Genomic DNA, 23,611 nt, shown 5'->3' on the forward strand with positions numbered 1-23,611 from the left:
TGTACAACTGGTTCGCACTGTAATGTTTTGTCTGTTCCAGTTTGTCACCATTCAATTCAAAAAGCAATACTTCAGTTCCATGGTTGGTAGCATAGTCTATTTGAACTTTATTTTTGCCATTTACCTGCCAGGCCGACCCCGGAGCTCCTTGAGCTTCGACCCTGTTCAATGGAGAGCCATCGAATTGGGTTTCCGAATAAGCATAATTTTGTTCACTGCCATAAATTGCCCAATTAGCTTGAAGTAGTTCCTTATCTTTAGGAATATGCTCTCCACCATTCGCTTTATTCAAGGTATATGGCAAATACTTCTTTTTCTCACGTCCAAACTCATCGAAATCAATAGGCTGTACCATATCAAAACCATTGGGACTGGCCCCCACCTGGATGCTTTGATCGGGACGCCCCAAACCGTCGAAGTATTGAACCGTGTGCATGGTGTTCCCGCTCAAACCACTTTGGGTTTGGGGAACGGATTTTTTTATGTAGTTTTTGCTTTGTGTTTGGGCACTGCATAAGAAGGAGGATAGCAAGAAACACAAAAGTAATATTTGATTTAAATTTCGTTTCATCTGAGTAATGTTTTATATAATTCGTTTTATTTCCCCTGAACCACCTATTTTTTTCCTGGCCCTCCAAAGTCAACAGATCCATCTTGAGTAATATTAATAACACGACTTACTTGTCCCGAACTAACAGTTATCATAGCATTTCTAGCGTCAAGAGAATCATTCTGTACAAAGTATACACTCACTCTTCCATTTCCTACACCAGAATTTTTATCAAAGCTAATCCATGATACATTGGAAGAAATACTCCAACCTGCTGTACTGTTTATATCAATATATTTTGGATCCAAACTCATAGCTGGAACACTTATTGAACTTGGGGTAACACTTAAACTAATTCCTGCTTCCTGTTTCACACTTACATATTTCACCATTCCTCCGGCCTCCACCGTAAGAACAGCATTCCTTTCTGCTCCACTATTGGCTAAACAAGTAATACCAACTGTTCCATTATTACTGCTGATAGTTTTATCAGATATTAACCATGACTCATTTGAAGTCACTTTCCAATTCTGATTAGACGAAATAACTAATTGCTTAGTAGATAAATTTGAACTAAAATTTAAATTATCAATCGATAAACTTAAAATGGGTTCTATTGTTTTACCATAATTGTAGGAATAGGATTTAACCAACTCATTATCCGAATTTGTTACTCTCTCCAACCTTCCAAATGAATCATATTTGTAATAACTTGTAAGTTCATTAGGGTCAGTTTTTGATTCAAGACCTATAAGTGGTAAGTATGTAAAAGTTTCAACAAAGGAGGATGTCAATTGACTTCGAATTATATGATTTAAATTTTTCAATTTTAATCGCTCTGAATCAAGCTCCAATCCTTTTATATTATCCAACTCTTTAATATTATTAAGTAAATTTGTATTAGAATATACTTGTGCATAATTTGCATTAGTGATTTTAGCAATCGGATAATTCTCATTTTTCCCCCAAACATAAACAGTTTGGATACCACTTTTGTCTTTAATTACAATTGGCTTTCCCTCTTGCTTATATTTGGAATATTCTACCACATCATCATATGAGATAACTTTGTGATCTTTGTTTATAACTGCTTCCTTTACCTTGCTTGGTAGAACACATTTATTATTGCCATTAAAAATTGCATATTCAGTAACATTTTCATTTACTAATAAGGAATTTTTCTTCTGTTTTACCTTTATCGGTGTATCCAGTATATTTAAGCCATAGAGTAAGTGTGCTTTTCCTGGATATTGATATTCCTTTTGTAGTGTACCATCCGAACATTGTTGCTTATCAATTATAAGTTGTCCTGTACTATTATATAAATATTCATTCTCCAACACAATATTCTTTCCTTCATAATAGTCTGTTTGAACGCTTCTTTGTTTGAAAGTAGCCCCACTATGTAAAAAGTACTCTATCCCATATATAATATCCTTAATATTTTTGATTTTTTGCCCCTTTATACTCTTAACAGCATCCGGAAACATCGCGTCATTATTAATTTTAACTAGATGTTCATTAGGTACATAACGTAAATTATCCAACTTATAGAGGTCGTAATAATAATCAATCTCTCTTTGCAACTTATAATTACCTGGAGCCAATTCCTTAAAAATCTTATTGCTTAACAAAAGCCCTCTAAACATTTCATTAGATTGCTTTTCAGCCAAAGGGAAATAGGGAACTTCTCCATATCCGCTAATTATTGCTGAATTTGAATAAGGAGGTGTCTTAAATGATGAATTTAAAACATCAGGACAATTGTATGCAGTGGAAAAATAATACTCTTGCTTACCGTTTCCTATTTCATACTCAGTAACTTTTGAATATCCTACTACAGACCCCTTAGTTAACTTCAAAGGGAAAATCGGATTATTTGCGTAGAATAAATTAGAATAAGTATTAACTGGTAATCGATTATCTTTTACATATAAGTATTGAGGCGATTCTACCAAATATCCTGTAGATTTATCTCCGTCCTGATAATTATAGCGCTTTATTTGCACTTTGGCATCTCCATCTGAATTTCGTATTTCTGCAATACGAAGTCCTCCAACTGTAAAATTGGATTCAGGATCAATAGAAGATATTAATGAGTTCCAAGAAAAACTCAAATCCCAACGTTGAGTTAAATTTTGCTGGTTACTGCGAGCTGTTACCTTATATTTACCCGCTTTGTTTAAATAATAACTTCGCTTATTTTCATTGATGGTAATTGTCTCTGTCTCGCTAGTATCCAAATTTTTAAATGTCACAAATACAGCATTGTCAGTAATTGGGTAATCATCCAAACGAATCTCAATTTTTTTATCTCTAGTTATTTTTGAACAATCCAATGTAGCTGATCTATCTCCATAAAGGTAATTATAGTCAAGCACATCCCCTATCAATTTTTCATGAGTACTCTCTGTCATTAATACAATCTCACTAAATAGATTTTGCACCTTTGAATCAAGTGAGCTACCAGGAACTGAGTTCCCTTCGTAAATAAACTCAGAATGCCCACCAGTAGGATAAATAATCTTATTTAAACTTCCGGCCAAGGCAAAAAATGAATTAGCAGAACGATTTGCAACTTGCATGGAACTAGTACTTCCATCTGGGTTTAAATTTGCATGTGGACATAAATTGATATTATCTGCCCCATTATAGTATCCCCAATGATCTATTGAATAGGAGCTTCGCTCAGGCAACCATTCGTTTATATTGTATTCCATTCTATAAGTCGAAACCTTTTGCTCCTCTGTATCCATACTATACACAGCGTCCAACTTTAAGCGTAGTTCAGACCCTCTATTTTCATCTTCGATTGGAATGTTTTCTACTTGATCCAGAGCATAAGTTCTATTATTGCCAAAATAACTATAATCAAACTTAAAAGTTTTAATTTTTTTTCCATCCAGATCCTTAAGGATAAGGCTTTGAAGGTAGAGTCCACCAATTAAATCCTTTCTATTGTCATTGTAGATAAAATTAAGCGACCCACCACTCCAGGAAATATAATCCAACACTTTTGTTTTGGTCTCAGAATAACTCTTCGGATAACCTAATATTTCAGTATTAGGAACTACAACCATTGGCTCTCCACTATTATCGTAATTGTAGACTCTCTCTAATCCATCTTTGTAAAAGAACTGAATTTCGTTACTTTCATCAGCTGAAATTATTTTTTTTAAATAACAAGATGATGACAAATAATCTGCATTACCATATCCTGGAAGTATTATTTCATTTTTAGTAAGCTCAACTTCAGAAAAAATATACTTAACACCATTGGTTTCTGTGATAATAAATTCTCCTGATTTTTCTTCGAATTTACCTTGTATTTTAGTGTTAGAGAGAGGTATTTGTATGAAATTATCATTTTTATCCCGATAAAAAGTTCCACTTCGATTGAGTGTCGAATAATAATTCAGATCCGGTTCATAATCTAATTGATATATTTCATTTGAACTTGGAGAGCTATTCCAATCAATATATCCACCATCACCATAATTAGTATTACTATATTGGTGAAAGCCATTAGGTCCAGAATCGTGCACCCCCTTAATTACTTTAGAAATACATTGAGTAGCATTAAGCGACCATCCTAAACCAACTCGGGATGCATGTTCTCTAACTTTTATTCCATGCCCTCCACTGTAACTGATGGATATGGGGACATTTACAAAACTTTCAATTGTGTATAAAGGTACAGACACTCCGCATCCTCCAGAATACAAACTCATATTGTTGCTTTCAAAAGCAAATAAGCTTTGAGCATCAACCGAGGGTAATTTTATTTGAGCAGTGAGAATACTACTAAAACATAGTATACACAACGCACAAAAGGCATTTTTTAAAAAAATCATACTTCAAACTTTTTGATCTATTTTGTTAATCATTCTACACCTTCTTATTGTAGAAACTGCATCTCAATTTATTAATTACACTTACTTTGAAATGTTATTTTATCTTTTCGAACCAATTATCCAACCTCCTCATAATATTTCAATTAACACTTTTCTTCAAATTTTCCATTTCCTGGTTTAACCTTTGGTTTTCTGTTTTCAAGCTATTTACACTCTTATTGAGGTCAATTACATAAAGAGTCAACTCCTCTATCTTTTGCAGTAATTTTACATTCATCTCACCAACTGAAATTCCATTTTTATTAACTTCTTTTTCAGATGGAATTTCAGGCAAATGCTTGTTTGTACCAATAAAGGATTCCAACTCACCCAAACTCCTAAGTTTGTAGTCCTCTTCAAAAACAAAATCCGCCCAACCATTGGCATCAACTTTTATTTCTTTAGAACGAATGGTACCATTGACTTCCAATTTATTTTTAGGATTATTCAAGCCAATACCAACATTTCCATTCCCATTTAAACTCATCACATATCCGGCAATACTTGAATGAAACAGAAGAGAACGATCTCCATAACCTGCATTCGTTGACGCTTCTGGTAAAATATTCCACCTACTACTGCCATTGTACGATTCCAAAGTAAATGCATGAGCCGTAGAATTATTATGCATCTTCAAATGCAAACTACCCGTTGGTGATTTGGTATTAATTCCAACCTCTCCCGTTGGCATAATGACCATTTTTTCTGTTGGAAATTGGGTGCCTGTACTACCTGTATTTGTAGTGGTTGCAAATACAAGTGCAGATAATTCTGACGCAGGAGTCGCTACTAATCGAGTTCCTATCCAAGCATGCATCTGATTATCCCAACCAACTGTTGTTGAATTAGAATAAGTTAATAAATGATTAAATCCTATACCTGGAAAATATGATCCAATCACTCCTGCTCTTGTTTGTCCGGTTCCAATCAAAACTGCAGCCAAACTTTCATCAATACTTCCCTTTCCTCCATTTAGCCCCCGAAACTTTGCTTTCCCTTTCACATCTAAATTAGCATTAGGAACAGGATTGTTGATTCCTGTTTTATCACCATTGGTATAGATATTTGTATTGGGGATTTGTGTTTGTGCATTTGCACCCATCAATTGAATTAATAAAAATCCAAAGAGAATTAGAAAATTAAGTTTATTCATTCTTTAATTTATTTATTTGATTGTTTAACTCGATAAGTTGTTTTTCTAACTGAATGTTCCGATTTAGTTGTAGCTTCTGATTTTTCTCCAATTCAATCATATAAAGTGTGAGTTCTTCTATTTTCTGCAATAGCAACTTGTTCATCTCTGATAAACCAACTCCCTCTTCTTCCATTTGCTTAGCCGATGGGATATCTGGCAAGTGTTTGTTTTTATGAACAAACTGTTCTACCTCTTCTAAACTTTTCAATTGATAATCTTCTTCAAAAACAAAATCAGCAGTTTGGGCTTGTACTTTAATTTCATTGGCTAGAATATTACCATCTACATGTAATTTAGCTTTGGGATCATCAATACCTATCCCAATATTTCCTGTTCTTCTGTATAAATCATCCCCTCGCAACTCCCAACCATGTTTCAATCCATAATAAGGAAGTGAAACCTCTGGATGAAGAAAGAAAATTTCAGAAAGACCTATCCTTCCATTTTCTCCGGTAGCAGAGTAAAATGTAAACCTTAACTTGGTATAACTACCACTAGGAAGTTGCATTTGAAATTCGTAAGACGAAAAATCAATAGAAGTATAATCAGCAAGCGTTCTCCAACCTTCTGTACCATAAACATTATAGCCTTCTATTTTAAAATTTTTGGCATTCCAATATCGTGTTGACCAACCAACAATAGCCTTTGCTTGTGTATGGTGATTTGGTAAATCTTCAATTAAAATTACCGTAGGATTATTTGTAGTAACTCCATTACCTGAATATGATGGTTGAAACTTTCCATCAAACAGACGATCCAATTCTACAGTGGCACTACCAGTTTGAGTAACAGTAAAACGATTATTTGCATCGAAGAGCAAGTTGTGCTCCATACCTACCAGATTTCGGTTGGTAGTAATACTTTGTGCATTAACTAAATGCGCACAAACAATTAACAAACAAAGAGCAATACTCTTCGTAATAAAAAGTGGTTTTTGCATGTTTAAACTTTTATCAAGGTGTTTGATTATTGAATTTGTTTTCAAGAGTCTTTAGACGCTCTTCCAATGCTTTGAATGAATTTAACTTTTGTTCCTGATTCCTCATCTTTTTCTCTTGCCCTTGGATCCGATCATTAGATTCTTCCTGTGATTTTTTGAGCTCTTGGTTTTCCTTGTTCAATCGGATGGTATACAAGGTCAACTCCTCTATTTTCTGAAGCAGCTTGGCATTCATCTCTCCCAAGGAGATGCCATTTTTCTCCACCTCTTTTTCGTTGGGAATATCAGGCAGGTGTCCATTCTGACTTATGAATTGTTCGAGATCTTCAATATTTCTTAATTGATAGTCATCCTCAAATACGAAATCGGCCCAATTGGAACTTTCAACTTTTATTTCTTTGGCACGGATGGTGCCGTTGACGGCTAATCGATCGCTACCGGGAGATTGGGTTCCTATGCCGACATTGCCGGTAGATCTGATGATTGAGATTGCATTGTTGTCGTTTACAATCTCATTTTCGCCCCCTATATCATGAACCCCTAGATTAAAAATATTCTTAGATGCGTCATAATGAATGAAAGCTCCTTGCGCTTGCGAATTTGAGTATTCACAGAAGCGAATCCGTCCTCCTTCAAATTGATTTACCGCAGCTCCACGTAAACTTAAAACTGGATTTCCATCTACTACCGTTAATTTATCAACAGGTGATGCAGTACCTAATCCTAATTTGCCATCCGAAGTTATTCGCATTCTTTCTTGCGCATTTGTACCAAATCGGATAAAATTGTTTTCCCTGTTCCAAACAATACCATTACCAGCAGCTTCTATCCCGACCAAAAAACCATTTGATGTGCCCAAACCCGTGTTTTTATTACCATACAATGTAGCCACTTGGCTTGTGCCATCAATGTACATATTTAGTTTTTCAGTTATGTTCGTTGTACCAATTCCAACTCTTCCATTATTTTCAACAGAAAACTTAACTAATTGATTAGCTTCTGCAGTTCCACTAGATAAACGTAAGATTGGAAAATTCCCTAAAGAAACTTGATTTATATACACGGCAGCTCCACCTCCCGTTCTCACAAAGTGATGGTAATCTGTATTTCCCGAAGTTGTTTTATACCCTTGACCTTTTAAATAAAAACTTAAAGTAATTAATAGCATTAAGAAAATTATTTCTTTCATTTCTTATTTTTTAAATAGTATTGAGTTGATTTTTTCGATTTCTTTTCGGAGAGAGTCAATTTCATTTGATTCTTCATCCCTCACTTTTATTTGTGATTTAAGAATTTTATTTTCATTTGAAAGTTGAATTACATAAAGTGTCAGTTCCTCTACTTTTTGAAGCAATTTAGAATTCATTTCTCCTAATGAAATTCCACTCTCTTCCACTTGTTCTTCGGTTGGAATTTCTGGCAGGTGTCCATTTTCCTTAATGAATTCTTCCAGTTCTGATAGTTTCATCAATTGATAATTCTCTTCAAAAACGAAGTCTGCCCAATTGGTTTCTACCTTGATTTCTTTGGCACGAATGGTGCCATTTACATCTAAAGGATAATTTGAGGCTGGAGTTAAAATCCCAAGATGTCCCCTTTGATCAAATGGCTTTCTTTTAATATACTCCCAACAATCATTTCTATGGGCATTAATTATAGTTTCATCTACCTGAGTTATTGCAGGAGGTGCATAAACATCGTAAATTGGATTTGGATCATCGAATATTTGTTCAGAGGCATAGCACACTTGTAAATTAGCTGGTTTTTCAGACTCATAGTGATATATGAATCCACCCCCTCTCAACCAAACAATAAAACCTTTATAATGCATTCCAAATTCTGCTTTTCCAAAGGTGGAATGATAGGTTTGTCGATAATCCATAATACGCCAATCATAAGTAGAACCTCCCCAACCTCCATAATTTACATCAATTTCTAAGGTTAACCCACCTTTATGTGTAGGACTTAACTTATCTGGTCCTGCTTCATGATACGATCGAAATATTACTAAATTATTAATCTCATTTTGCCCTCCATATTTAAAAACAACAGGATAGTAAGTATCCTTATCTCCACCAACTTTAAATATTCCTCTGTAAGTTTGCTTGGCAACCAATTGTTCGACACCTACTTGTTGAGCCAAAGAAGATTTCAACAAATACAAACACAAAAAAAATAGTATAGTCTTCCTCATAACCTGATTAGTTAATTGATGATTGTTCAAGAGTTTCTAATCTTTTTCGCAATTCAATGATTTGCTTATTCATTTCAATAATATAAAGTGATTGTTCTTCAATTTTCTGAAGCAGTTTTGCATTCATTTCTCCAACTGATATGCCGTCCTGTTTCACTTGCTTTTCTGAAGGAATATCCGGAAGGTGTTTGTATTCTTTGATAAAATGCTCCAGCTCTGTTAAACTCTTTAGTTTGTAATTTTCGGCGAATACAAAGTCGGCCCAAGAGCTTACATCTAAAACTTTAATTTCAGAAGCTGCCATAGATCCTTTTACAGCCAGCTTGTATCCATTTGTATTGTTGGTACCAATACCAAGATTTCCATTTGCATCCAAAACCATACTTTGTTTCAACTCTTCGGAGTTCTCAGCTTTAGTCCAAAATGTTAGATAACCTGTGTACGTTCCTTTACCCCTGGAAAGTCCAATCCTGGCAACTTCAGTTTCCAATTGCTTGGCAGTAATGCGTCCCACATCTACATGTTGTGCATCATTTCTATTACTTCGAAGAGATAGAACACCGGGAGAAGTAGTTGATTTATAAATTTCAAATCTTTCAGAAGGATTCTTAACACCCAAACCAACATTACCATTGGCTAAAAAATAAAGTGATGCTTTGTCATAACTTTTTCCAACCCATCCATAACTAAAGCTGCTAATGCCATTATTAATTGATCCCATTGCCCCTAATCCAAAGAATTTCTCTGTGTTATCCTGATTTGAAATCCGATAACCTCTAGACCATCCTCCATTGGCTCCAGGAAAATTAGCCTTAATTAAAACTCCATATGAAGGCGCTCCCAAACCTGTACTAACATCTTGTCCCAATACTTGGCTCTTAAAAAACATAATCACCAATAATACAACAAGTAAAATTTTGCATTTATTCATTTTCTTTCTTATTCAATATTATTTTTAACTCTTTATTTTCCTTTTCTACAACTTTGAGTCGCTCGTTCATATCAATGAGATACAAACTCAACTCTTCCACTTTTTGCAATAGCTTTGCATTCATATCTCCAACAGAGATACCATTGGTTTTTACTTCATTTTCAGATGGGATATCCGGTAGGTGTTTGTTGGCTTGGATATAGGATGACAAATCTTCAAGACTCCTCAATTGATAATCATCTTCGAAAACAAAATCGGCCCAGAAGCTCACATCGGTTACTTTGATTTCACTGGCTGCAATTGAACCCTTAACTGCTAGCTTATGCCCCTTGGTATTTCTCATGCCTATGCCAACCGTACCATCAACATTCAACCTCATGACATGAGTAAAATCGGTCAAGCTTTTTGGGCTCGGGTCAGTTCCCCAAATTCGACCCATGAAATCCAAACTTCCTTTTCCTCCTGATTCCATTGCCATGATCATTCCTGATGCTGAGGTAGATCCCGCCCAGACCGGATCGAATTTGCTAACATCATTGGTATTCATAACAGCATTAAAACTTATGATTCCTGCATTATTAATCGTTTCCCATTCGTTTATCTCGATGTAATCACCAAGGCGCAAACCTTTATTGGCTCCCAGACTTTGCCCCAAGTCAAGTCTGGATCTTGGATCTGTAGTATTTATTCCGACACGACCATCAGAATCAATTCTTAACTTTATATTGCTCTCTGAATTGGCTACTTCATCTTCAGTAACGTTGCCACTTTTACCAAAGAAGTCAATCAAGCCATTTTGTCCCAACTTGATCCCTGAAAAGCCTGAAGAGTTTGATTTTCCAACTCGGGCAACAAAATTATCCGACGCATCACTGTATCTGGCATAAATGTTTTTTCCTAAAACCAGTCCTCCATCCGATCTGGTAGAACCTATCCCAGCATACCCCTTTCCACCACCAAGACAAAGCATACCATTTAATGTTCCAGATCCGATCTGTAAATTACCTTCTACCTGTTGAGTGCCGATACCAACCAATCCAGTATGATACAAAGAGAGTATTGGCTTCCCATTACTACCCCCTAAATTCCAAAAGTGAGTTTGCTTTGCACTTCCTCGATAGTTGAAATACAAACTAGTGGCATCACTCCAAACTTCATTTCCAATTCCAATATTTAAGAATCCCCCCACCTTAGTATTTCCATCAGGTAATGGCGATGTGTTAGTTTGTCCTGTAGCTGTAAATACGGCAGGAAACAAAACAATTATCATCATAAGATATTTAATTCTATTCATTTTCTATTTTTAAATTTCTCCATTAAACACATTAACAACTCAATTAATAGTAAATATGAAAAATTACATATTATATTTTTTAGTATATTTTAACATTTACTTTATATCTTAATTAAATGTTTATTTACTCTAATACTTTATAAACTGTGGGATCATTATGCTATTTTCCCCAATCATTTTATATAAAATACTTTCATATTGCATATAGTATTATATTAATACCATATTTTAACAAATGGTAACCCAAATTAAATACTAAATAATTAATATATTCCTTATTTATATTTATTCTTAACATTTTAACTAAGTGCATTAATAAGTCCTTCTTACTGCACATATATTAATTTTGACTAGCTATATGTATTACTTTCAGTAGATTAGTCTCTATTTAACTTTTAGAGATAATTATATTTCTAAATACTGATATTTATCTTACATATTTATACTTATTAAATTTCCATATAATGAATTAATCGTAATCTCAATAAATAGCATTGTTTATTTTAATAAACATCAATTTAAACTTATCATATCTGTTGTATCATTTTATTTTTAAATAAATTGATTAAAATATAGCACATTATTATTGATACAGATTCAAAGGACACTCTATACAACATAGTTTTAATAAAAAGATTAGGATACATAGAAGATACAACCAGCTTTGATACAACCAAGCAATGCTTAGAGTGTGGAAATTTTAATTCACTTACAATCATTTAAAAGAAGTTCGTCATGTATAAAACGATGGCTGATATAAATTGCAATTGCTCCTTATCAACCTATTTCTTAAAAAATCATTCCTTAACACTTGAATTATGTGAGATTTTGAAGAGTTTGATGAGAGAAGAAAATGTTAATTACTTTGGTAATTCAATTCAGTAGAATAAATGAAAAATTGTAAGAATATTATAGACTAAACATTTAGTATATACTACAAATTATTGTTCATAATTAGTATGGTAATTAATAAATTTTACTTAAATTTGAAATAACAAATTAGAAATTCCATTTTTCAAATAAGTATTTTGAATCAGATTCTTACAATTCGAATTAAAACACTACAAGGTACTAATATTGATTATATTGCGAAGTTTATTTGTGACCCAATCACCACAACGAATTCATTTATATTGTGTTGAATATTCTGTATCGGAAAGTAAGCCCGTACGTCAGAATAAAACATATCTTTAAAAGCCCTGTTTTACCTCCTCGCTATCGAACAAGCATGCTATGGAAATAAACAAGCCACTCGCATTTAATTGCAAGTGGCTTGTGTTGACTTATTTTATATTAGATACTAGCAGAAAGCACTCACCAGTAATCTAAGATGAAGTTCTGTTAATTAGTTGGCCAAATGTTCAAAACCTTTTTCTTTTAACCACTCCTTGTTAAAGATTTTGCTCAAGTATTTAAAACCACTATCGGGTAGTACAGTTACAATCTTTGCAGGACCTTCCATTCTCTTTGCAACTTCCAGAGCCGCCCAAACATTACCGCCGCTTGAACCACCTACCATTAGGCCTTCCTCACGAGCAAGTCGCTGTACCATAGCTATGGCTTTCTCATCATCAAATTCAATGGCTTCGTCAACAAGGTCGAAGTCCATGGTGGCACAAATTTTAGTCTTACCCGCTCCCTCTACATGAAATGACTCTATATAATCCATATAATCTTCTTTGCCCTCGAAGTATGGTTTATAAACAGAACCCTTAGGATCTGCCAGGACTACTTTTACATTAGAATCGTTTTCTTTTAATCGCTTTGCCACTCCGGAAATGGTTCCGCCTGTTGATGCTGAAGCTACAAAGGCATCGATCTTCCCGTCCATTTGATCCCAAATTTCTTTACCCAAACTCATGTAATGGGCTTCTGGATTATATATGTTGTTGTATTGATCGACATGATAGTAATCTGGACTTTCGGCAGCCTTAAGGGCTGGGAATTTTCCGTATGTCAGCTCAGGCTTAACGATAACTTCCGCACCGTACGATTTAATGATTGCAATCTTTTCTTCACTACATTTATCCGGAACAAAAATAATTGATTTCAATCCCATGCTGGATGCAATCATGGCAACAGAGGCACCTGTATTCCCGGAACTTCCCTCAACAAGTGTGGTGTTTTTATTGATTTTTCCTTCTTCAATACCTTTTTGAACCATATAAGCTATAATTCGGTCTTTTGTACTTCCAGTAGGATTCATGTATTCCAGTTTGGCATAGATCTCCACTCCTGGTTTTGGATCAAGTGTCTTAAGATGCACCAAATTGGTTTGGCCAATCAGGTCTAATGCTTCAATTTTTGACATAGTAGTTCTTTTCCGTTTTTGAATAATAAGCTGTAAAAATAGCATATACAGCATAATAAACTAGTACTTATTCAAAAAAAACGGTGGTTCTGTTTGTAGCTGGGAAATATAAAATCAATCCAAATAAAGTCATTGTTCCTTCAAGTTCCTATCATTACAAAATTTGATACGAATACATTCTTTTCTGAATCCTATTCATTATCCAAATACACTAAATATTTGATTTCGTGAATTAAATCACTTTCTGTATCAAAATTAGCAGTTTAGACTTCCGATATAAACCGAATTTAATATTGAGAATCAGCAGATAAATGTAATATCAAGATATTTAAAAAGCTTACGCAAAAACTACGTAAGCTTTTCTATTTTCAAAAAAACTTATAATTAATCATTTACAAGGGTTGAATCATTGCAGCCATACCTCCACCTGGAGCCATTTTCAATTCATACTGAAAAGTATTATCCACAATGATCTCTATCATTTTAAAATCTGTGGCATTTCTGTCTGCATTGATCCCATCCTGATAAATGGTCATTTTGTATTTTTTACCTTTTGGTAAGAAAGAAAGATCAAATTGCAGTGTGCGTGCATCCCAATCGGTCATTGCACCCAAATACCACTCTTTATCTTTTCTTCTGGCAAGAAGCAGGTAGTCGGATATTTTTGCCTCCAACACTTTGGTTTCATCCCAAACAGCCGGTACTGCGGACAAAAACTTCATACATTCAGGCTCTTTTCGATAATTCGATGGATTATCGCAGAGCATCTGCAATGGGCTCTCGTAGGCCACATACATAGCCAATTGGTGGCAACGTGTTCCCATGCTCATAGGACGATCAAATATCGGTTTGTAATTTTTCTTTTGAGCATTGTTCATTGCTCCTGGGGTATAATCCATTGGGCCAGCCACCATGCGTGAAAAAGGGGTAATCAGGTTATGCTCGGGAGTTTGTCTGAGACTCCATTTGTACTGCTCTCCTCCATTTACTCCTTCGCGGGTAAGCACATTCGGGAACTTTCTTCTCAAACCTGCTGGCTTGTATGAACCATGGAAATCCACGAGAATCTCTCTCTTTGCCGATTCCTTGGCAATCTTGTGATAGTAGTTTACCATCCACTGGTCGTCTTTATCCATGAAATCCACCTTGATGCCTTTGATTCCCCATTTTTGGAACTGATCCAAGGCAGGTTCCAGCTGATCGTCTAATGTTTTCCAAACCACCCAAAGAATAAGCCCTACTCCTCTCTTCTTCGCATAGCTGGTAAGTTCCTCCATATCAATATCCGGAACGATCTTCAGTAAATTTCCCAGCTCATACCAACCTTCATCCAGTATGATATATTCCAAGCCATAATCAGCAGCAAAATCGATGTAATACTTGTAGGTTTCGGTATTAATTCCGGCACGAAAATCAACGCCATAAACATTGTTGGCATTCCACCAATCCCAGGCAACTTTTCCAGGTTTAATCCATGTGGGATCTTTAATTTCGCAAGGATCAGCCAGCAACCAGGAAAGTTGATTGGTTATCAGTTCACCATCTTTTTCTGCAATAGCAATGTAGCGCCAGGGAAATGTTCTGCTTCCCTTGGTTTTGGCTATGTAATCTTTTCTATCTCTAACGAATACATCTCTATCGCCCACCTGTTCTGTTTTATTTGGGTAAGCAGGAAAAGTAGAAACCAAAGTATTCCCTTCTGCTCCATTGAACCACATTCCCGGATAATCTTCCAGGTCAGTTTCCCCGATTACCAGCTTTACGCCTTTGCCCGTATCCATTAATACTGGCAAACTGCCCAGATCCTTTAAGGATAGCTCTCCCAGAGAAGTAAAGTCATAATAGACCTGATTGTTGGAATGGAAGCTTCTTTCCTTTGGCCAGTAGACCATATTGTTTTCCGGAAAATTAAAATTTCCCTTTTCTGATTTCACAGTTATTTCACCCGGCAAGTGAGTGCCAAATCGATAGGCAACACCATTATTGTAAGCCCTGAAAACCACATCAAATCCCTTTTCGAAAGTCAGTTTCAGTTCGTTGTAGTTTTCCTGAATCAGTTCACTCTTTTCACATACTTCCGGTTTAATCTCTCTGTTTACGGAATTGGTATTCTTTCGGATTACTTTCGGCTCTTTACCCAAGATGATTCCCTCCAGTTCCAGGGCAATTACCGTAGGATTGAGCAGAGGGGTTTTCTTGTAATGCACTGAAAAAGTTAAGTCCTCTCTCGTATGCACTCTTATGATTGTTTTTTTATCTGGCGATTGCAATTGATAGTCTTTTGCAAACACTGTGCTTATACACAGGCAAAGGCAAAAAAGACAAATTATTTTTTTAGTCATGGTTCTCGTTTATTTGGTTAGTTCTAAGATTTGTTCTTCATAAGGTGATGGATAAGCAGAAATCCATACTTCCGGTTTGAAATCAAGATTTTTCTTGTCAAATCCCAAAACAAATACTTCAATCTCTTTTCCTTTCATGTTTTTATTTAATGGAAGATAATAGGTGTAATTGCTATCTCTTTTAGCATTCACAAATTCCCAGGTATTGGATGGAAAAGAAACGCTTCTATCGGGACATCCTACCAGTTCACCATCTATTTTTGCGGCAGCATAAGCTCCTTCGATTCCATGTTTCCCTTCAATAGCAATTGACAAGTAGCTCCCCTCAGGAATTTCATCCAGATTGAATTTTGAACTCCATGCCTTTTGGGCTTTTTTCCTGTTTGTATGTGCAAACAGGTTGGATGCTCTCCATTTGCTTCTATCCAACATCTGTCCATCCTTCCAAGCTTCAATTTCCACAATTCGTCCTGGCTGATCCCACAATCTGATGTAGCGAACCGATCCGTTGATATCAATTCTCATTTCTTCCCCTGCATAGTAAGTAAGCGTCTTCCAGCTTTTCAGATCCGTAGAAACTTCAGCATAATTTCCTTCATCTTTTAATAGTGGCTGCAGCGAAAAATCATCGGGAACCCTAATAACTAACTGGTTGACATCAGTGATTTCACCCAAATCAAGACGAAAACATCCTCCCTCTACTTTTTGGTCGATATTGTATTTTCTGCTGGGCCAAAATCCTGTCTTCCTATCACCATCAAACAAGTTTTTATCCCATACTCCTCTTTCTACAAAAACAGATTGATTAAAGAAGGCATTGCGAGCCTCCTGAACCTGAGGGATATTACTGGCACCTGATCTCTCCAGTGAGCGAACTTCAAGTGCATTGTTGTCGGCCGCATAACAGGTGGCCTCATAGAGTGCCTTTGCATCCTGTGGAATTTCAACTTCTACTAAATCAGCCAATTTTCGGTGAGCTTTCTGCTTTAAAGCTTCTCCTTCAAATTTAAGCTTAAGCGACTTCCCTTTGAGCAATGAGGAAACTGACTTTCCATTAAGAGTTGCCGTCTTGTATTTGTCAGCATTTACCAGCTGAATTTTCGAATTGCTACCAGGCATGCCCAACAGCTTGATAAGAGTCGACTTGCCGGGAACATTTCGTACCACTTCATAATCTACACCTCTTACTCCAGGCTCATCGCAATGATTGGCTGTTGCCAAAATTAAGCAAGAACGAAATGGTGCTACTTCTACTTCAACTTCACTCCCAAGCTGATAAGTGCCCAATATTTTTTCTGTTGGATGGAACTGACGCACTTCAATTTCACCTTTTGCATTCAGTCCAATTTCATGATCTAGTTTTATCTTGTAAGTAACAGGTTCCCAGGTCAAATTTCTTAACGTAAGTAATCTGCTTGCATCATCACCTCTTGAAACCGCAGATTTCCCATACTTTTCTTCAGGCAACACCATTCCATTAACCAGAATTTTACCGTACTTGCGATGTAGGTTGTAAATTCTTGCCAACTTGGCAAATTCATCATCTTTCAACAACCATGGGTTGCCATAAATCTCTGGCGCCAATATCATACTGCGGTTAAAAGCCTGAAGAATCAAATCATCATCCCAATAATCCAAACAGGAAGAAATACAAACCCCATGGTCCTCGGTTAGTCTTTTCAAGCCTGGTACTAAGCCTCTTTCCAGGGCACCTGCTCTATGATGTGGAGCTGTGGTGGTATTGGACGTAAACACATCAATATAAGTTTCCTGTCCCCCCCACAGAAATGTTGTTGCATACGGTTTTCCTTTGCTCAATCCCAATCGGTGATTTAAAAGAATCAAGTCGGGACTATAAACACGACACTCCTGCATCATCTTTATAAAAGCATCTTCCTTTTCCGGACGCAAAGGTCCACATACCGCATCGAATTTAAAGAGGGCAAATTCATAATCTTTACAAAGACTCACCATCTGATTGATGCGTGACTGTTTTTCTTCTTCACTCTCTCCAAAACCATCGGGTCCTCCCCACACTCCCAGTCGAGTTCCCATGGCCTTCGCCTTTTTATACATAGGGTCAAATCCATTGGGAAACTGCTCTTTAAAGCGGTCTGAATAGATGCTCCCATAAAAGCGTTTTCCATCAATGGCTCCTGCATCAAAAGCATAAATATCCAGAATCATCCCATACTCATCCTGAAGCCATTGGAAAAATTCCAGGTTAATTAAGGTATGCTCTTCAGTTGCTCCCTCGTTGGTATTGTTGATCCAGGAAAAATACTGTGCCTTTGAAGGAGTTTGTTCATCAGCTCCCGGAAATACCTTTTCCTGCCCCATTGCATTTTGAATGAGACACCAGAAGACCATTGCTACAATTGTTCTTTTCATATGATTATAATTTGTCTACAGTTGCCATATGGAACTCTCATGAAAATTTTAATCATGCACCTGTGTGCAACTTTTTAATTAAAATTTACATGTTCGTTTCATCTGGTTATTATTTTTTCCATTAGTCAGATGGTCCCGATAACCATCGGGATTACCATTCGCAAATGATCACCCTCGTACGTGAGTTAATAATTATTTACTCATGGACGTTTCATATAAAATTCATTTTTTATGCCTTGGAATCATGTTCTGTATTTCTCAAGACATACCCTTTAAGTGTTTGAAACCAATTCTATTCTCTCAATCATTTTAGGGCTAAGTAATTGTTTAAACATTCCCGGAGGAAATCCTCCGGGAATAAATGCTTTTACCATCCAGGGTTTTGTTCTAAATGTGAAATATCTATTTCTGTCTGTGGAATAGGCCACAGATAGTGTTTGTTCGGGTTAAAAGTGCGTTCTCCCCATGATAGAGTCAACTCTTCTCCTGAGTTTGGGTCGGTATATGTAAGTCCTTCAGGTACTCCAGGCATTACATTTTCAGCGATTTTCCATCTGCGAATATCCATAAGACGCAAACCTTCAAAAGCCAACTCCACTCTACGTTCACGGCGCACAATGGTACGCAGTTGTTCTTTGGATTTTCCTGTGGTAATCAAAGGCATATTAACATCCGGGCGCTGACGCACTTCATTAATTGCATCATAAACTGACTGGTCGATATCATCATTCTCTATTTTCGCTTCTGCATAAGTTAATAATATTTCAGCATAACGAATCAGAATAAAATGTATGGCTCCGTTCCAATAATCTCCATTGTCAATATCATCTTCAGAGATGTACTTCAGCCAGTTGTAACCAGTTGCTGTCTTGTTCCATTGTCCTCCTGTTCCATCGGTCAAATCATCGCCTGCAATAATATCCTTCCCAGGATAAGTTGCTCCGGGAATGGAGTTAAAAACACCACCGCGCCAGTCGTGACCTGGATAAAGAATCGAGTGAGTCAAGCGTGGATCACGATTTGCATATGGATTGTTTTCATCGAATAATGGCGATACATCAATGGTGTTACCATCGGTACATTCGTACGTATCAACCAATGATTGCAAAGGACAACCACTACTCCAACCACCTACAGAATTAGGACCATAATTCTGCAATGTAAAATTCCATTGTTTCTCGTGCATTTCCTGCAAGTCGAAAATCACCTCTGAATTGTTAATTCCCTTATAGGTAAACATTTCCTGATAGCTTGGATAGATGGTATAAACAGCCAAATCCATGACCTCTTTGGCAGTAGTGGCTGCTTCTCCCCACTTTTCCTGGTAAAGCAAGATGCGGGCTTTTAATGATAGCACTGCACCCTTGGTTACTCGCCCAAGATTATCGCTGGAATAAGAGGTTGGAAGATCGGTTGCTGCAGCAGTAAGGTCTGCAATCATTGCATCAAGAATGGTTTGCTTTGCTGTTCTTGTGCTTTCAGTAGCTTCGTCAGGTGTTAAACTATTTGTTATATAAGGTACATCCCCAAACAGGTACACCAAATCAAAATAGAAATAGGCTCTTAGAAATTTCGCCTCTGCCAACAAACGAGCCTTTTTCTCAGCATTTATATCAGTTACACCATCGGCACCTTCAAATATTCTGTTCACTCTTTGTATACCTCTGTATCGCTCTCTCCAACGATGTTCCACATACCAATCGTATGCCGAAGCCGTTCCGTCTGCCAAACGGAATCCAGCATTCCATGAATGATGATCCAGAGCATTATCGGTTAAGTTTTCAATGCGCAACAAATCTGTTGAATACCCATATGTTGTTTCCCAACTATTAAAGCCAATTGATGCATAAACCGCATTCACAGCATATACCAAATCTTTCTCTTGCGTAAAGAAGTTTGTTGAAGATACCTGGTCGCTAGGTGATCGTTCCAGAAAATCCTCGCTACAGCCCGCTAAAACAAATAGTAAAGCACAAGCCAGACCTATTATATTATTTTTCATCTATATAGTATTTTTCAAGTTAAACGAATCAATAAACCACATCTAGAAACGGAGCTGTACTCCCATAGTGTAAGTTGATACCGGAGGATAATAATTTGGTCTTCCGTCATAGGTTTCAGGATCCAATCCCGATTCCACATCTGTAATTGTAAACAGGTTGGTTCCTCCAATATAGAATCTCATCTTATCGATTTTCCATTTCTCCAAAACAGATTTTGGAAGAGAATAGCCAATTTGAAGATTTTTCAATCTGAGGTAAGAAGCATCTCTTAGCCAGAAATCATTATACAGGTAGTTGTTCTTATTCGAGGCAGCTTCCAATCTTGGGAAAGTTGCATCTGGATTTTCAGGAGTCCAGCGATCCAGCACTCTTTTGGTTGTAAAAATCTCATAAGCAGGTCCTTCGTTTGGAGCCCCGTAGAAATAATTTTCTGCTTTCATAACTCCTTGCATAAAGGCTGAGCAATCAAACCCCTTGTACTCCATGTAAAGATTTAAACCAACACTGTATCGAGGAATGGAAGAGCCAATTACCTTACGGTCTTCATCATTAATTTCACCATCGCCATTCTGATCAACCAATTTAATATCACCAGGCTTCAATTGCGATTGGTTTGGTTGGCTGGCATGATTGTCAATTTCTTCCTGCGACTGGAACAACCCATCTGATTCATATCCGTAAAATGCATTCACTGATTCACCTTCTTTCAATATGGTCCATCCGCTTATGGAAGGTTCATTCCCTGCAAAATCTACCAACTCATTTTTCACATCAGAGATATTAAAACCTACAGAGTAATTAAAGTCATTAATGGCATTGCGGTGCGTTAAAGAAACTTCCCATCCGGTATTGCGAACTTTCCCGGCATTGGTTTCCGATGCGCCCAAACCAGTCAAGTAGGAAATTGGCAGTACCAACAATACATCTTTTGTATCTTTCTGATACCAGTCAGCAACTACTTCCAGCTTGTTATTAAATAGGGTTAGATCAAAACCAAAATCAATCATTTCAGTAGTTTCCCAGGTAATATCCGTATTTGCATAGTACCACTGAGAATATCCGTTTACTTCTTTATCATTAAAATTGTATGGATAGTCGGCATATACTGTAGAGGTAAATTTATAGTAACCAATATTCTGATTTCCTAGCTGTCCCCAACTTCCTCTCAATTTCAGATTATCTACAAACTCAAGCGATGTCATAAAGTCCTCTTCCGACATTCTCCATCCCGCAGAGAAAGATGGAAAAACACCCCACTTGTTGCCCTTAGCAAAACGAGATGAACCATCGTAACGGATGTTTCCTTCCAGTAAATATTTGCCTTTGTAGGTATAGTTTACTCTTCCCAGGTAAGAAAACAATGCCCAGTCTTCCTGATACCCTTTATTGATCTGTCCTTCGGCATCACCAGTATTTAGCTCCACATAGTCATCGCTATAAATATTGGTCCTTTCGCCTTTAAGAACGTAAGCTTTGTTTTCGGTTACATCGATACCTGCCAATGCATGAAAAGAATGATCTCCGAATGTTTTGTTGTAATCCAACAATGCCTTAAAGTTAATTTCCTGTTGATTCCAACGTCCGTCTACCAACTTACTTGGGGTCCACTTGTGAACTATTTCGTCAGGATTTTCAGGATTCCTAAAATCATAGGCTGAAGTATAATTCTTATACCTGTTGTTAATGCTTTTATAGGAAAGATCCGAACGAAGTGTTAATCCACTCAATACTTCCAAATCAGCACCAATTTTCAAATTCAGAGCCTCTTTGTTTTCTTCGTTCATTCCGCCTACTTCCAAACAGGCCAAAGCGTTGGTATTGTCCTTGTTTAATCCGTAAACACCATTAGGATGTTTCAGTACCGTAACTGGTGAAGTACCAACAATTGCACCTATGGCACTATTCATTCTGTTTGGTCTTTCATTGTCTCTTCGGTTAAAGGAAACATCAGCTCTTACTTTAAAGTTATCTTTCACCTGAAAGTCTGTATTCAAACGAAAACCAAAACGTTCCGATTCCACATTCTTGAGCATCCCGTCCTGCTTCATGTGATTGAGAGATAATGCAATTTTCGATTTCTCATTTCCCCCACTAATTCGAAGAGATTGATTAAAAACCGGTGCGGTTTCAAACAGTTCTTCAAATAAATTCACATATGGATAATTTAAGGGATCGTTTCCTTCCACTGTTTTCTGAATGTACTCCTGGGAGTATTTAGGGTTCATACCTGCATTTACCAAAGCTTCGTTGACCAGATTCAAATAATCTTCCGCACCAACCAATTCTGGCAAAGTAGCCGGAGTTTGCCAGCCATAGTACCCATTGTAATCTACCTTATATCCACCTTCTTTGCCTCGTTTTGTTGTGATAAGAACAACCCCATTGGCGGCTTTTGCACCATAAATAGATGAAGATGCAGCATCTTTTAATATGGATACACTTTCGATATCATTTGGATTTACATCACTCATCGACATCTCAATCCCATCAACTAAAATCAATGGATATGTACTTGCCGATAAGGATCCGATACCACGAATATTGATATTCAAGTCTTCCTCTCCTGGAGCTCCACCACGATCTACAATCGTAACACCAGTTGAAACTCCCTGAAGAGCCTGTCGGGCATCGGTCATTGGTTTCTTCACCATTTCATCTCCTTTCACGGCTGATACAGAACCGGTAAGATTGGCTTTCTTTTGAGTTCCATATCCAACCACTACCACTTCGTCTAAGCCCATTACATCTTCTTCAAGCGTTACATTAATGGTACTTTGATTTGCCACGATAACCTCCTGATTGAGATAGCCAATAAAAGTGAATACAAGCACTGCACCATCAGATACATTCAGTTTGAAATTCCCATCAAAATCGGTTATTGTTCCCGTTGAGGTTCCCTTAATAATGATGTTTACGCCAATTAAAGCTTCACCATTTTTATCTACCACCTTACCTACTACCAGTTTTTCCTGGTTTTGCTCTGCAGTTATAACTGCCTCTTCATAACTGGATGAAGCAAATGTTGGAGTGACCGTAAGTAATGATACAGTACAACACAAGCCTGCAGTCCGTAAAAAACGTTTCTTTAGCAAAGAGCTTTGCCTTGCCAAACTTCCTGTGATTTCTTTCATAAATTTTCAGTTGGGTTAAAAATTAATAATTGCTTTTCACAAGGGAAGGTGGGAGCATCCCCGGCTCATTAACTTGTCATTTTCATTCCATTTGAATGATTCAAACAAGCAAACAAAGTCAAACATTGACTTGTCCAAAACAACCGAAAACAGGGCATTATAGCTTGTAAAAGCTGACCAAAATTCTGCACGGAATGACCAATTGGCCTTAAAATCACAGAATTTTAAACAAAGTCAACTGAGAAATCAGAAAATCGATAAAAAACACGCTTCTCCTTGTCGGCTTCACGAAAGTTTTTAGTCTTCCTTTCTTGCCTTTTTTTATTGGTCACCCGAACTCAAGTCGGAAGACCAAAGTGGGAAGATGGAGGTTTGGAGTTTTGAAGGAAAGGTAAATATGCTAAGCATTTCCAAGATGCTAAGCATGTTGGTATTT

13 protein-coding genes are annotated in these 23,611 nt (G+C 36.8%); all 13 read right to left on the bottom strand.

The features are described 5' to 3' along the window. Positions 1 to 571, bottom strand: a 571-nt coding sequence (locus DF185_RS00005; RefSeq protein ID WP_207784532.1) for a DUF6443 domain-containing protein, incomplete at its 3' end; no start/stop codon positions are given. A gap of 44 nt (positions 572 to 615) precedes the next feature. After that, entirely contained in the window at positions 616 to 4,404 is a 3,789-nt protein-coding gene (locus tag DF185_RS00010) for a BACON domain-containing protein (protein WP_110358674.1), read from the bottom strand. Positions 4,405 to 4,543: 139 nt separating this feature from the next. Continuing rightward, positions 4,544 to 5,596, bottom strand: coding sequence for a hypothetical protein (locus tag DF185_RS00015; RefSeq protein ID WP_110358675.1), 1,053 nt, complete (start codon positions 5,594 to 5,596; stop codon positions 4,544 to 4,546). After that, on the bottom strand, positions 5,589 to 6,578 hold the full coding sequence (locus DF185_RS00020) for a hypothetical protein (RefSeq protein WP_133249904.1): 990 nt from the start codon (positions 6,576 to 6,578) through the stop codon (positions 5,589 to 5,591). Before DF185_RS00020 ends, DF185_RS00015 begins: the two co-directional genes overlap by 8 nt. A gap of 13 nt (positions 6,579 to 6,591) precedes the next feature. Next, a complete protein-coding gene (locus DF185_RS00025; RefSeq protein ID WP_110358677.1) occupies positions 6,592 to 7,767 on the bottom strand; it encodes a hypothetical protein in 1,176 nt (391 codons plus the stop codon). Positions 7,768 to 7,770: 3 nt separating this feature from the next. Continuing rightward, on the bottom strand, positions 7,771 to 8,772 hold the full coding sequence (locus DF185_RS00030; protein ID WP_133249905.1) for a hypothetical protein: 1,002 nt from the start codon (positions 8,770 to 8,772) through the stop codon (positions 7,771 to 7,773). A gap of 7 nt (positions 8,773 to 8,779) precedes the next feature. After that, positions 8,780 to 9,703, bottom strand: a complete 924-nt coding sequence (locus tag DF185_RS00035; RefSeq protein WP_110358679.1) for a hypothetical protein — start codon at positions 9,701 to 9,703, stop codon at positions 8,780 to 8,782. Beyond that, a complete protein-coding gene (locus tag DF185_RS00040) occupies positions 9,696 to 10,997 on the bottom strand; it encodes a hypothetical protein (protein ID WP_133249906.1) in 1,302 nt (433 codons plus the stop codon). The genes DF185_RS00035 and DF185_RS00040 overlap by 8 nt, the downstream gene beginning before the upstream one ends. A gap of 1,345 nt (positions 10,998 to 12,342) precedes the next feature. Then, complete coding sequence (locus tag DF185_RS00045) at positions 12,343 to 13,308, bottom strand: PLP-dependent cysteine synthase family protein (RefSeq protein WP_165835894.1); 966 nt, start codon at positions 13,306 to 13,308, stop codon at positions 12,343 to 12,345. Between the two features lie 392 nt (positions 13,309 to 13,700). After that, the gene (locus DF185_RS00050; RefSeq protein ID WP_110358682.1) at positions 13,701 to 15,650 is read right to left on the bottom strand and encodes a glycoside hydrolase family 97 protein; all 1,950 of its coding nucleotides are present in this window, start codon (positions 15,648 to 15,650) and stop codon (positions 13,701 to 13,703) included. A gap of 9 nt (positions 15,651 to 15,659) precedes the next feature. Next, positions 15,660 to 18,041 carry a hypothetical protein gene (locus DF185_RS00055; RefSeq protein WP_133249907.1) on the bottom strand — a complete coding sequence of 794 codons (2,382 nt, stop codon included), beginning with the start codon at positions 18,039 to 18,041 and terminating at the stop codon, positions 15,660 to 15,662. A 367-nt stretch (positions 18,042 to 18,408) separates the two neighbouring features. Then, positions 18,409 to 20,043 carry a RagB/SusD family nutrient uptake outer membrane protein gene (locus DF185_RS00060; protein WP_110358684.1) on the bottom strand — a complete coding sequence of 545 codons (1,635 nt, stop codon included), beginning with the start codon at positions 20,041 to 20,043 and terminating at the stop codon, positions 18,409 to 18,411. A 42-nt stretch (positions 20,044 to 20,085) separates the two neighbouring features. After that, positions 20,086 to 23,175, bottom strand: a complete 3,090-nt coding sequence (locus tag DF185_RS00065; protein ID WP_110358685.1) for a SusC/RagA family TonB-linked outer membrane protein — start codon at positions 23,173 to 23,175, stop codon at positions 20,086 to 20,088. Positions 23,176 to 23,611: the final 436 nt, after the last annotated feature.

The organism is Marinifilum breve, from assembly GCF_003202155.1.
Lineage (GTDB): Bacteria > Bacteroidota > Bacteroidia > Bacteroidales > Marinifilaceae > Marinifilum > Marinifilum breve.